The organism is Ruegeria sp. BH6 (assembly GCF_056538105.1).
In genome coordinates, this window is sequence record NZ_JBQFSR010000007.1 from 85,742 (window position 1) to 98,158 (window position 12,417).

The 12,417-nt window shown below is 53.9% G+C and carries 7 protein-coding genes; 2 read left to right on the top strand and 5 right to left on the bottom strand.

The features are described from left to right. Nucleotides 1-174: 174 nt before the first annotated feature. Nucleotides 175-1,914, top strand: a complete 1,740-nt coding sequence (locus tag ACR0B8_RS14935; protein ID WP_480658906.1) for an adenylate/guanylate cyclase domain-containing protein — start codon at nucleotides 175-177, stop codon at nucleotides 1,912-1,914. Between the two features lie 258 nt (nucleotides 1,915-2,172). Next, nucleotides 2,173-3,930, top strand: a complete 1,758-nt coding sequence (locus ACR0B8_RS14940) for an adenylate/guanylate cyclase domain-containing protein (protein WP_480658904.1) — start codon at nucleotides 2,173-2,175, stop codon at nucleotides 3,928-3,930. Nucleotides 3,931-4,183: 253 nt separating this feature from the next. Here ACR0B8_RS14940 and ACR0B8_RS14945 read toward each other — a convergent pair whose 3' ends face one another. The 5 genes from ACR0B8_RS14945 to ACR0B8_RS14965 all read right to left on the bottom strand — a co-directional run bounded on the left by ACR0B8_RS14945 (nucleotide 4,184) and on the right by ACR0B8_RS14965 (nucleotide 12,174). Further along, the gene (locus ACR0B8_RS14945; RefSeq protein ID WP_170361919.1) at nucleotides 4,184-5,005 is read right to left on the bottom strand and encodes a helix-turn-helix domain-containing protein; all 822 of its coding nucleotides are present in this window, start codon (nucleotides 5,003-5,005) and stop codon (nucleotides 4,184-4,186) included. Between the two features lie 558 nt (nucleotides 5,006-5,563). Next, nucleotides 5,564-7,261, bottom strand: a complete 1,698-nt coding sequence (locus ACR0B8_RS14950) for an adenylate/guanylate cyclase domain-containing protein (protein ID WP_480658902.1) — start codon at nucleotides 7,259-7,261, stop codon at nucleotides 5,564-5,566. Nucleotides 7,262-7,377: 116 nt separating this feature from the next. Then, the gene (locus tag ACR0B8_RS14955; protein WP_226689714.1) at nucleotides 7,378-8,304 is read right to left on the bottom strand and encodes an MBL fold metallo-hydrolase; all 927 of its coding nucleotides are present in this window, start codon (nucleotides 8,302-8,304) and stop codon (nucleotides 7,378-7,380) included. Between the two features lie 179 nt (nucleotides 8,305-8,483). Then, the gene (locus tag ACR0B8_RS14960; protein WP_226689713.1) at nucleotides 8,484-10,283 is read right to left on the bottom strand and encodes an NAD(P)/FAD-dependent oxidoreductase; all 1,800 of its coding nucleotides are present in this window, start codon (nucleotides 10,281-10,283) and stop codon (nucleotides 8,484-8,486) included. A 148-nt stretch (nucleotides 10,284-10,431) separates the two neighbouring features. Continuing rightward, on the bottom strand, nucleotides 10,432-12,174 hold the full coding sequence (locus tag ACR0B8_RS14965) for a sigma-54-dependent Fis family transcriptional regulator (RefSeq protein ID WP_226689758.1): 1,743 nt from the start codon (nucleotides 12,172-12,174) through the stop codon (nucleotides 10,432-10,434). Nucleotides 12,175-12,417 lie beyond the last annotated feature (243 nt).

Below are 12,417 nucleotides of genomic sequence, written 5' to 3' on the forward strand. Positions count from 1 at the left end.
GCAGCTCAAGGCGAGGACAACTGGGCTGTTTGTCCTCCAAGCTTTTCGCGCAGACGAATGGCATAGTTCCCCAACGCTGAAACCGGCTTCGAGCAAAGTCAGAAACCGGCCCTGTGCACTTTCGCATGGTCTAAACACGTAGCGACCAGTATGAAACAGAAAGGAGGACAACAGGTGGAGCGAAAGCTGGCGGCCATCCTGATTGCTGACCTTGTCGGCTTTACCGCCCGAATGGAGCGGGACGAGAAAGGCACGCTCGAAATCCTCTCAGCGCACATTGAGGATACTGCTGTTCCGCTTGTCGGTCGGCATCACGGTCGCATTGTCAAACAGATGGGTGACGGTCTGCTCGCCAGCTTCGACAGCGCTGTCGATGCCGTTTCTTGCGCGGTTGAATGGCAAAATGTGCCAGTAGTAGGCTCCGACCCGCTTCGCTTTCGCATCGGTGTCACTCTTGGGGACATTATCATGCGCGACGGAGATGTTTTTGGTTCCGGTGTGAACCTTGCGTCGAGGTTGGAGCAGCTTGCCCCGCCCGGCGGTGTGTTGGTGTCTGACGCTGTCTATCGTGTGGTCGGGAACCGTATACCGGTCGCCTGGGAGGATGCTGGTCAGCACACAGTAAAGAACGTCGCCGAACCGGTACATGCTTGGCGCATTGGCGGGTCAAACGCAGTATGCGCTGAACCGCCCAGGCCTGAATCAGGAAAAGCCACTATTGCGGTCCTGCCCCTGCAAAACATGAGTGATGACCCCGAGCAGGCATTCTTCAGCGACGGGATTGCGGAAGACATTATTGTGGGCTTATCGCGTTTTCGGACACTTAAGGTTGTTTCCAGAAATGCGTCTTTCAGGTTCCGGACACAGGACACAGATCCGGCCAAAATCGCGGAGGCTCTCGGCGTAGATTACCTGGTTGAAGGCAGCGTGCGGAAGGCCGGCAGTCGCGTGAGAATCTCGGTACAGCTCGCTGACGCGCATACGGGCACTCAACTCTGGTCGGATCGATATGACCACGAACTGGAGGACGTTCTGGCGGTTCAAGACGAAGTGGCCCGAAGTATCGTCGCAGTGTTGCCGGGTAGGGTCCAAAACGATGTCGTCGACCGCTCGACCCAGAAACCAACGGATCAGATGAAGGCCTATGAACTGATGCTGAAGGGCAAGGCACTACGCGACGGCTTGAACGCACGAGATACGGCCAAGGCCAGAGCTTTGTTGGAACGAGCGGTCGCACTCGATCCGACCATCGCGCGATCTTACATGTATCTTTCGGACACATATGTAATAGACTTGTGGCTTGGGCTGGCAGACGCTGACGCACCGGCCCACACGTTGAAAATCGCCCGAAAGGGCGTGGCACTGGATAATCGGGACGTCTACATTCAGGACCAACTTGGTTTTTCCTATCTCTGTGCTGGCCTTTGGGATGAAGCAGAGGCACAATTCAATAAGACACTTTCCATGATAGAAAACGAGGCGGAGTCGATGGCATGGTGCGGCTACGCTTTCCTACTGCTCGGCTTGCACGAAAAGGCGCGCGAAGTAGTTTCGGAAGCGATGGCGCTGGACCCGCTGCATCCGCCTGCCATCGACTGGATTATGGGACAGGTCGAATTCTTCAACGGCAACTTCGAAGCAGCGCTTGGTTTTTTGATGGGAGCAGCGCGGCTCAACTCATTGGCCACTGCCTTTGTCGCCGCGTCTTACGCGCAGCTCGGACGAGCGCGAGACGCCTCCGACGCATTGCGAGAATTTGTCACCGAACGTCGCGATGAGTTCACAAGTCGAGGTATTGTGGTTGATGATGACACAGTAGAAAGCCTTGCCCGTGGATTCAGGTCGATGTGGCGGCGAACAGATGATTTCAAACGTCTTGTGGATGGGCTGCGGGCGGCAGGATTGACTGGCTGACGCTTACCGTAACTCTTTTGCCCAACCGCTGCGTCATCAAATGCAAATTTATCTGTATCCCGATTATTTGGCTGATTGCAGCTTGGAGCGGTCGTTGGAATTTAATAGCCAAAGCTGAGTTTAGCGGTGCGAAGCCTTGGCGGCTGTATTTCTAACTTCAACAAGGATCTCCGCGTTGGAACAGCAAACGTTCAAGGGCGCACGAATGTAGACCTTGCAGGTCGTTGCCTCTAACGTAACTTTCGCGGGGGGCTGACAGTGAAGCGGAAACTTGCAGCGATTTTGGCAGCTGATGTTGTTGGCTTCTCACGACTCATGGGGCGTGATGAAGAAAACACGCTACTACGCCTAAACCTTTTACTTTCTGAATTGGTTCAACCCCAAATACGCGAGTCCAGAGGGCGAATTGTCAAGTTGATGGGCGATGGTTTGCTGGCCGAATGCACCAGTGTGGTCGACGCGGCAGAGTGCGCTATTGCCATTCAACGAGCAATGCAGGACCGAGAACCTGACGTGCCCCGCGTGCAACGCATTCAATTGCGGATCGGCATTCATCTGGGAGATGTGATTTCTGAAGGTTCAGATGTTTTTGGCGAAGGCGTCAACGTAGCCGCAAGATTGGAAGCAATCGCAGAACCCGGAGGCGTCTGCATTTCCGAGGATGTATACCGTCAAATCAAAGGAAAGGTCTCCGGCAGTTTCAAGGATCTGGGTGAGCAAGATCTAAAAAACATCGAGCATAGGATTGGCGCCTACAGCATCGATCTCGACCCGGCGCGCCTGTCACCTGAGTTCTACGAAGTTCTGACAGGTGAGCAGTTGGAGTTGCCGGACCAACCGTCAATCGCCGTCCTGCCATTTCAAAACATGTCAGGCGACCCAGAGCAGGAATACTTCGCGGACGGAATTACCGAAGACATCATCACTGCCTTGTCGCATATCAATGGCCTCATCGTGATGGCGCGCAATTCGACATTTGCCTACAAAGGAAGGTCTGTCGATGTAAGACAGGTCGGACGGGAATTAGGTGTTCGTTTCGTCCTTGAAGGGAGTGTTCGAAAGGCGGGGCAGCGGGTTCGCATCACCGGGCAGCTTATTGAATGCCAAACCGGGTCGCATTTGTGGGCCGACCGGTACGACCGTCAGATTGAAGACATTTTTACCGTTCAAGATGAAATCACACGCGAAATTTCTATCTCATTGGCGGTCAACCTTACACACGGACAAGAGCTCCGGCTTTGGGCAGATCAAGCGCCTAACTTTGAGGCGTGGGACTTGATGATGCGTGGAATCAGTGAACAATACAAATTTACAAAAGAAGGGAATCTCTCCGCGATTCAGCTCTACCGGAAAGCGGTTGAGCTTGACCCCGAGAACTTATCATTCAGAACGGGCCTTGGCTGGGCGTTACAAGCCGGTGCCCGCCTTGGGTTTCATCAAGATCCGAAGGCGTCAACTGACGAGGCCCAATCTATCTGCGACGCATTGTTGGCGATGAAAAATGTCCCGGCTGATGTCTACGCACTGCAAGGGTATATTTTCACAAACGAATCTCGTTTTGATGAAGCCAAAGCCTTTTGTAATGAAGCTATCGAACGGCAACCCAGTGTCTCGCTTTCTCATGCCATGCTGGCAATTGCGTACAATAGTTGTGGTGAATTTGAGGAAAGCCTGAACAGCATGCGAAAAGCCATTCGGCTGTCGCCCTACAGCCCGGACTGGTATTTTAGCCATTTGGGGGATGCCTATCGCGGGTTAGGTCAGCTGGAGCAAGCAAGAACAGTTTACCGGCACTTGGAAACCCGCCTGCCTGGCACCTTGTTGTGCCAAATCCGTTTGGCAGCAATCCACGCTGATCTTGATGACACCGAAAATGCCACGAAAGCAGTAGACGCAGTTCTTTCAATCGACCCTCAATTTTCAGTGCAAACCTATACCGGCCACATGGTCTACAAGACTGAAGCCCTGCGCAAATTCTGGGCGGATGCTATGCTAAAGGCCGGTCTACCAGAGTAGCGCCGCAGTATTGTATTGGGTTGTAGAGATCAGAAGATTGTTTTGGTTGCCACGAATTTGCTTAGCGCTTTGATACGTAGATCGAATATTCGGATCAGGCACAGTATCGACTAAGATAGCTGTCAGCTCGAACCGGACATTCGACTCTTAACTTCATCGACGTAGCGCTGCCCAAAATACAGTTCTATGTATCGCCCACAATTGAACCTTTGCGCTGGACGTCATTTGCATATGACCAATTGCCAGACCGAATTTAAGTTTTTTTGAAACGGTCGGCATAAGCTTTCTTGAGCACTGGGCTGCGTCGAGCAAAGAGAGAATTGGGTATGCTTTCCCCGGCGAGACGCCAGAATTCGAGGCCTGCGGCGTTAAAGTGTGGCCCGATGAATTGGAAATTCAGATCCTTGCAGAGTTGATGCCCTATTGGACTTGCAGCGATGGCAGCTAGGTCTTTTAAATAAACTTCCCTTTCCACGAGATCTTCCAGTACTTTTACAAACCCATTTAGCAGATGAAGCGCAGATTTTTGATGCCCTTGCGCGATGTAGACACCGGCGCAATAGCCAAAATAATCGCCAGGAAGAACCGGGCGTCGGAGGGCTCCCAGACTGAATTCAGCTTCAACCAATCGGCGCTCGCGGAACCTAGCTTCCAAATCTTCATCCAGGAAAATGAGCGAGATATGAGCGGCTAATTCATCTCCAATCATGACATAAACGCCAGACATCGCCCCATCCTTTAGAATCTCCGCCCAGATGGGATCGCAGGCGGAGAACCCATCGGGAAACTCATGAGCGCTTGCCAACTCCAAGGCCTGAACGGCGGCATCGGCAAACTCGATAGATCCGTATTCCAACGCCACTTCGTGTTCGCGAAGAACCCGGTAGGAGGCCTGCTTTCCAATTGAACGGCTTTCCCAATCCTCACGGCAAGCCACAACTTCATCCCGCGTCCATCCGAGCTTTTCTATCAAAAGGTGCTCCAGATCACCTCGGATGTAAGACAGCGAACGCTCATATTTGCTAACCGCATCTACACTTAATCCCAGCAAAGCAGCCAATTGTTCCTGTGACATTCGACCATCCTTACCGTTGCGAGCTCGATGGCTTCGAAGTTTGTCGGCGAAGATGGACGAAGGGGCGGTCATGTTGTCTCCGAAATAGTCGTGCCGCTGCTTATCAATATGCCTGACAATAGGTGATTGCCCAAGTGACTTACGGATGACTTACGGGTTCAGGCGGATCGCGTCTGTGGCCCAGTTCCTTCAGACCAGCCAAGCTCGGCGCATAAACAGAAAAGGAACCAGCTATGTCACGTCGCATTAGTCAGCTACCCGGTTCGCTCGACGCTATTTTCTTTGGGTTTGCATCCGAACCCAAGACCCGGTGCCGTCGCAGACCTGAGACCAGTTATCCAAAGCGAATGAGGCGCGTTGGGCCTGTTTCCCCAATGCGCCGCCACCGGTTTAAGGGAAACCTTGACTGCTAGATCGGTGCCACAATTTGTGAGTTCGATGTACCAGTCAGTTTGTTGACATCCCAGCCCAAAGCGGCCCTTCAAATTCGAGCTTTGCAGGCACTAATATGCGCGATCAAGCTGCCGGTTTTGCCAGGGCAACTTGGTTCCGGCACCGCTATTCTGGCAACCCTGCCCGGCGAAGTGCCTCAAAGTAGCGTTCAGCGCCTTCAGAGCCACCATAGTCCACGTTGCTACGCCACTTCGAAATCGTCTCACCAGGTTCCATTTGCAGCATTTGCGCCAAAGCAGCGGACGCTTCTTCAGGTTCCCCAAGCATTGCGTGTGCAGCAGCCCTCGTGCTGTGAAGTGCGGCATAGTTTTTTGAGAAGCGCAAACCTGCCTCAGCGTAGCCGATGGCATCGCGGTCTCGACCAAGCATAACGCAAGAGGTGGCAGCACCTCCGGAAGCACCTACGAAAACGGCTCCATATCGGCCCAACCGAAGCGCCGTCTGAAAACAGCTTAATGCCATTTTAGGAAACCCGGCCCAGTTGTATCCCCAACCCATAAACAAATGCAGGCGGGCATCTAATGGCGCTCGTTGCCTGATTTGCTCAAGCGCCACGGAAAGTCGATCAGCATCCCCGTCCACATTGTAATCCGCCACGGCAACACTCAGATCAAGCGTTGGGCTTTGACCTGCCATGTGTCGACTGGCCTCAATCCAGTGTGGTAGTTTCTCGTAATAAGATGACAGTTCGCGTCGAAGATCATAGGTTCTCGCGCCATTCATTGTCCAAATAGCTTCGGCGTAGGCGGCAGCGAGGGTTGGTTTGGCTTCGATGGCCCTGGCGTGGTACGACAACGTCTCTTCATAGCTGTCGATGCTGGCCTCCGACCATGTGATCATGCCCATCAAGACGCACTGTTCGGCAGTCAGTTCGTCTTCAGGCAAAGCGGAGAGCTTTGCGGTCAGCGACTGGATCAAGATTCCGCTAACCGCATCCAACAGTTTTTCTACAACTTCGTCTTGCCAATCAAAGATAGCATCGACCGAACCGTCGAACTTCTGAGTCCAGATTTCAGGACCAGAAGAGTCATTTAGGCGGGCTTCCAGACGCAATCGGTCGCCGTGTCCACGCAGCACGCCGCGAAGTACATATCCCTCGGATGCTTCCGTGGATGTTATTGCCGCGTTTAACCAGTTGATCGTTCGAAAATAAGAACCGAAATCTGAAGTAAGAGCTGCGGCCGTTTCCTTTAATTCGGTTCGTTGGTCGCTGCACGTGACAGGATGAATGGATAGCTTTGGCAAGCTCGTCTCTGTGAAAGAATGCGAGCTTTGCGATGCGCCTAGTTGCGGTCCATCGTGAACCCACACATCCAGGCTGCGCTGGATGTTCTTGAGCTTCTTTTTCCCAACTGCTTTGAAAGCGTCTGCCAGAGTGTGTTCAAGGTTCAAATGTACGGGTTCAGAAATTGCGATGCCACCGGTTGGCGCAATGCTCTCAAGCCGTGCCGCAATGTTTACACCATCACCTAAGATGTCGTCACCTTTTTCAGTGATGTCGCCCACATGAACACCAATCCGCATGTTCATTAACGAGTGTTCAGCCAACTGTTCTTGTAGCTGCATTGCTGCGGTTACAGCTTGCGCCGCGCTGTCAAATTGCACTAGCCAACCATCGCCCATGCTCTTTACGACACGACCTGATTGGCCTGCTATCGTTGGGGTGACGATGTCGCTTTCCAGGTGATCAAGCATTAGAATTGTGGCTTGCTCGTCTTTGTGCATAAGCGCCGAATACCCAACGACATCTGCGGCTAGAATTGCCGCCAACCTTCGTTGCAACTGTTGCCCCTTGTTTGACATACGTTCGACGATAGTTGATGCGGCTCCTCACTCCAACCGGCAGGGACATTGTTCGCTCAGGGCTCGTTAATGAATATCTCTGCTTTCTGGCATCATCGACTACGGGACGCCAAATCTCATTCGTCCCAACGAAAACTGTCGTTATCGGCTTTCACATGCCCTATTGAGGGCAACGCGAAGTGAGACCCCAAGACCAAGCAACTGGTTTCCGAGCAATGCTCAAGCAGCAATCTACGCGACTTCACAGCCAATTCGGCGTCAGAATCGAATTTGAAATGCCAGTCGGGATGTTTACATTGCGCGGTCGTATGAAGCGCATCGCCAGTAATCAACGCCTCATCACCCCTGCTCTTCACGAGTACAGAAACATGGCCCGGCGTATGTCCTGGCGTAGGGAACAAAGTCACATGGTCGCCCAACTTGTGCCCTGCCTCCACCAGTTCCACCTGACCAGCTTCCACTACAGGCAAGACGCTTTCGACGTAGGTAATACTGTTCTGCAAACGCTGAGTTTCTTCATCGTCTTTGGGCAAAAGGTAGCGTGCGTTTGGAAACGTAGGCACCCAACGACCATCTTTTAGCTGCGTATTCCAACCGATATGGTCTACGTGAAGATGGGTGCACAGCACGTAGTCAATTTCGTCGGTGCCGAGGTCAGCCGCTTTCAATGCTGCTATAAACCGGTCGTCTGATCGTTGGTGCCAAGCTTGGTGATTTAGATTGGTCTTATCATTGCCGACACAGCTATCCACCAAAATGTTATGTGAGGGCGTTTTCAGAAGGAAACCTTGTATGGGTAAAATTAGTCGTCCCGAGTTGTGGTCGATGCTGCCTGGAGCAAGGCTTTCAATAGCAGCTTTGACATCTGGTCCGGCGGTTGGAAACAACTCTTCTGGCTTCATGAACGGGGCATGAATTTCAAGAATTCGCCAAACCTCAACATCACCAATCCTGCAGAGCATTGCATTCAATCCTTTGGTCGCCTGAATGTTGGACACAATCGACTCTCCAGGCAATTGAAACAAGGTTTCAAAAGCCTTCATCCAACGCGCGATCTTGCAAACAGACATATTGTGTTGCCTAAAAGCAGAACGCAGCCCGTGGATGGAGCACTTGGGAGAAATATCTCAGAAACGCGGCGTAAATGACTTACCAAATCATAGTACTTTTTGGGCCATCCGTACAAATTTGCAAAGTCTGCTTCTCGGTCGCGGCACATGCTTTAACTGAGGTGATGCACTTCTTGCATGCCGTAGACCGGCGTTGGTACACCCTCCATCCGGGCCTTTATTTGCAGCGACAGGAACTGTGAATAATGTCGGGACTGATGCAGGTTTCCACCATGCATCCAGAGGTTTGGAAGCTGTGTCGGCTTCCACATATTGCGTTGCTCGCCTTCCCAAGGCCCCGGGTCCTTGGTTGTGTCAGAGCCCAGACCCCAACACTTCCCAAGCCGATCCGCCATGTCCTGACCCATCAGGTCAGCAACCCAGCCGTTCATCGAATTATACCCGGTCGCATAGACAACCAGATCGGCATCCAGATGCGTTCCGTCGTCAAGGATAACTCCAGTTTCATCAAGCGCAGTGACCTGACCGCGTTTCAGCTTGATCTCACCATCAATGATCAACTGGCTGGCCCCAATGTCGATGTAATAGCCTGATCCGCGGCGCAGGTATTTCATGAACAGCCCGCTTTCGTCATCGCCCCAATCCAGCCAGAACCCGGCCTTTTCCAGACCGTCATAAAACTCTTTGTCCTGCTCTTTCATCGCGGCATAGGCCGGAATCTGGAATTCATGCAGAATGCGATAAGGCAGTGATGCAAAGATCAGATCGGCCTTTTCGGTCGTCATGCCAGACCGCACCGCACGTTCAGAATAAAGATCGCCCAGTCCGATTTCCATGAGGGTGTCCGAGCGGACAATATGGGTTGAGGACCGCTGCACCATTGTCACATCGGCATCGTTTTCCCAAAGCGCGGCGCAGATGTCATGGGCCGAGTTGTTGGACCCCACCACGACAACCTTCTTGCCTGCCCATCTGGCCGGCCCGTCGTGTTCCGAGGAATGTGCCTGCTCACCCTTGAAAACATCCATACCCGGAAAATCAGGCATGCGTTTCTTGCCGGACATACCCGTCGCCATGATCAGCTGCTTGGGCCGCAACACCACCTCTTCGCCATCCCGGTCCACCGTGATGGTCCATTCGCCCTTGTCTTCATCGAAGGTGGCGGATTTGGCCGTCGTGCGCGTCCAATAATTCAGCTCCATCACTTTGGTGTACATCTCAAGCCAGTCGCCGATCTTGTCCTTGGGCGAGAACACGGGCCAGTTTTCCGGGAACTTGATATAAGGCAGATGGTCATACCAGACCGGATCATGCAGGCAGAGGGATTTGTAGCGATTGCGCCAACTGTCGCCAGGCCGGTCATTCCGTTCAACGATGATCGTCGGGACGCCGAGCTGTCGCAGCCGCGCACCCATGGCGATCCCACCCTGACCACCGCCGATGATGACGCAGTAGGGCTGTGTTTTGTAGCCCAGTTCAGCCTCTTCTTGAGCCCGTTCTTCCGCCCATGTGGTCCTGTGTTTACCCGCACCATGCTTGGCCCCAAGTGGGCGGTTGAACCCTTTGGGCTCTTCATGACCTTTCAGCTCGACCATCGTGGTCAGCAAGGTCCATATCTTGCCATCCTTGAGGCGGATTAACCCATAGCCGCGTGCCACTTCGGTTTCGAACTCGATCCATGCGGTGGTTATTCCGCCGTCTTCAGTGGGCACTTCACCTTCGGCTATTTTCCAACCGCTCGGCTTGGTTGTGGCCAACTGATGCGCGAGCATATCTGCCACCTGCGCCTTGCCTTCGACCGTTTTGATATTCCAGGTAAAGCTGACCAGATCGCGCCAATAGCAATCGTCCTGGAACATATCGCAGGCGGCATCGATATCGCCTTGGGACAAAGCCGCACCGAAGTCATCCAGGAACCCCTGCACCTGATCCGAGAGTGTTGTGTCGAGCATGTCATCCTCCCTATCTCCACGGAGCAAAAGGCTGGCAAATCCGCGTCCCTTCGGGCAAGTCGATTTGGCGGCTCAACGCTTGACCTAGGCCAAAAACACCAAGACTTGTTGCGCGCGCAACAAGGGCGCAACACGAAGGAATGTGCGTTTATGCAGGTGGAATAAGCCCGGCCTTTCGCACACGGCGCAGGATTGTCGACCGGTTCACGCCAAGGCGTCGCGCCACTTGAGACATGTTCCAATCGCAAGCACGCAGCAGTGCTTCCAAATCATCTGAGTCCAGCTTTTGCGCAGGGGCGAGCGCCGGGGCTGGCAAATCCGTCAAGTCGATGATGTTGTCCTGACACAGGGCGACCGCGCTGTGCAGCAGATGTTCCAGTTCACGAATATTGCCGCTCCATAGTCGTGATTTCAGATCGGCGCGCGCGACTGTCGACAGGTGAATATCCTGGCTTGCAAACCGTCGAAGCAGGCGATCAATTAGCCAATCCAGATCCGCTCGGTGACGCAAAGGCGGCAGAGAAAATGTGGCCCCCGCAATCCGGTGCAGCAGATCTTCACGCAGACCGCCCTGCAATCCCGCCGGGGGCTGCCGACATGAGGCAATGATCCTCAGATCAGCCCGCCGCTCAAGCACTGCTAAAAGAGAGGCCTGTGCAGGCTCGCTCAGGTCTTCAACACCGCGCAGGAACAGCGTGCCGGGGTCGATGGTTTGGCAGAAATCGAATGTCTCGGTATCGCAGCAGATCACTGTGTGGAAATCCTGTCTCGCAGGATCGGCCATGTGGATCGCACGCGCCAGTTTGGTCTTGCCCGTGCCGCTTTCACCAGTCAGCAAAAGCGGCAGGCTGGTCGGTGCAAGACGTGCAGCATTGTTCAAAAGCTGCTGAAGGTCCGCATCCGGCCCCGCAAAACTGCCAAGGGCTCCGGGCAGAACCTGTTCTCGCTTGCGCAGGGCCGCCGTCATCTGCGACGTCTGTGGCGCAACGGCATGACCATAGAGCGCGCGCCCGTCCTTGAGGTGTAGAACGCGGTCTTCGGACGGTCTGCCGCGCATGAACTCCGGCATGTCATCAACACTGATTTCAAGCCAGTCCTGCAATTGCGACCCGATCAGGTGGCCCGAACCGTCCGGGTCCAGTGCGCGTCGGGCCCCCGAGGTCATACCAATGATCTTGCCGCTTCCGTCCACTGCAACCGCCGCTTCAGGATCGACCTCAAGAAATTCGGGGCTTGCTGAAAAGCGCAGGACCCAATCGCGCCGGGTCGATGCCATCAGGTTTGCCATCTCGACGCGACGGGCGGAATTCGTCACCAATGTCATGGCCAGATTCTGCGACGCCTTAGGCGAAGGGCCACGCAACAACGAAACATCCAGAACAGCCGCAAGACCACCTTTGGTATCGAAAATAGGCGCTGCCGTACAAGACAGCGGCGTATGCGTGATCGAAAAATGATCCCCCTGATGGATCGTCACCGGCTGACCTGTAACGATGCACGACCCTACCCCGTTCGTTCCTGCCAACTCTTCCGTCCACTTGAATCCCAGATGAAGACCGGCAGTTCTGAGTTCGTCCTCAAAGTTCCGGTCGCCAAAGAAATCGACGCAGACGCCATCCGCATCCGCAAGCAGCAGGACGTAGTTCTGCCCTGCAACCTGCGCAAACAACGATTGCAGCCCCGAGCGCGCTGTTGCGATCAGACGTTCGGATTGCTCCAGATGTTCACGGAATTTGGTGTCAGGCAGGATATGCGCGGGTTCCTGCCGTGAGGGATCCATACCATAGGTTTCAACACAGCGCTGCCAGCTGTCCGCGACAAGCCGGTCTCTCCCTGTATCGAACCCGCTTAAGACACGGTCAATCTCTTTTGTGTGCTGGCGATCCAACAGCTTCCCGCCCTACAAATCCTCTCTAAAATTAGCATGAGGATGGCTTCGCGCCTATGTTCAAATTTCGTCTGGCAAACGTTTTGGCGCTTTGCCTCGTCAAGCTGACCTTCGTTGAACGCGCAGCATTAGGGAGACCCTTTGCGGGGTTGAGCCCCGCAAAGCGCCATAAACGCAACGACTACGTCAAAACTGATTGAATTCATCGCTAAGGCGGACAAGCGCGGAGCGCAAAACTATGGGCAA

Excerpts from the sequence above, each read along its gene's own strand:
- ACR0B8_RS14945 (WP_170361919.1), bottom strand. The coding sequence starts at position 5,005 with ATGTCACAGGAACAATTGGCTGCTTTGCTGGGATTAAGTGTAGATGCG.
- ACR0B8_RS14950 (WP_480658902.1), bottom strand. The coding sequence starts at position 7,261 with ATGTCAAACAAGGGGCAACAGTTGCAACGAAGGTTGGCGGCAATTCTA.
- ACR0B8_RS14955 (WP_226689714.1), bottom strand. The coding sequence starts at position 8,304 with ATGAAGGCTTTTGAAACCTTGTTTCAATTGCCTGGAGAGTCGATTGTG.
- ACR0B8_RS14960 (WP_226689713.1), bottom strand. The coding sequence starts at position 10,283 with ATGCTCGACACAACACTCTCGGATCAGGTGCAGGGGTTCCTGGATGAC.